The organism is Dubosiella newyorkensis (assembly GCF_001945605.1).
GTDB classification, from domain to species: Bacteria; Bacillota_I; Bacilli_A; order Erysipelotrichales; family Erysipelotrichaceae; genus Dubosiella; species Dubosiella newyorkensis.
This window is the reverse complement of sequence record NZ_MPKA01000110.1, coordinates 1-786: the sequence shown is the minus strand read 5'-3', so window position 1 is coordinate 786 and position 786 is coordinate 1. Positions and strand designations below refer to the sequence as shown.

Below are 786 nucleotides of genomic sequence, written 5' to 3'. Positions count from 1 at the left end.
TTCAGATATTTATCGACCGTTCTGCGATCGACATCGAGTTCACGGGCAATCTTGGATTTGTTCAATTTCAAAACACCCTCCTTCATAAGCGGCATAAGCTTGTTCAAATCTGTCAAAGAATCAACACGCAACGAGCTGTTGATTGATAAAGTAATGATCACAAAATCCTCCCTGCAAATAAGAGAATTTTACAATCTGTTTTTAGAAACTGTACATATTTATCTCATCGTTTATGTACATATTTATCTTAACGTCTACAACTATGGTACTGGGATCGCATCTCCAAAACATTTTTAACATCTCGCATAAAAACACCTCCTGACTGCAAGATTGGACAAGTATAAAAATACTTATCACTCTATATCTTATAGTCAAGAGGCGAGAATATATTCGAAAAGTGGTGGGCTTCTCTAGCGGAACGTGTGGACTTTGCCACCGTATCCAGTGGACTTATTTTAGCGTATTGGGTGGACTTGAAGTTACGTAATATTCAACAGCGGCAAAATTAGGTAATAGAATCGTGTGGTTCCTTTCTATTTGTTTGGGTTACTTATATTGTAAAAGAACCAAACCTGAAAGTCATCACCCGATGGGTGAAAACGATAAAGCCGCAAAGCATCGAAAACAAAAGAGCTTTGCGGTATTTTGTAAGCGGGAAATAAAACAGCGGGTAGCAGCCTGATGAAAGTTAAAGTAGAGTAACCACAGGAGGTGGCTACCCTATGGAAACGAATACCACTGCTCATAATGAAGATCTTGTATTTACCGAGATTCCTTTTCCAAAAA

Annotated in this window: 1 protein-coding gene; it reads right to left on the bottom strand. The window is 38.4% G+C overall.

Annotated elements, in window-relative coordinates:
- Nucleotides 1–533: 533 nt before the first annotated feature.
- Nucleotides 534–786, bottom strand: a 253-nt coding sequence (locus BO225_RS12805) for a hypothetical protein (RefSeq protein WP_233120329.1), incomplete at its 5' end; no start/stop codon positions are given.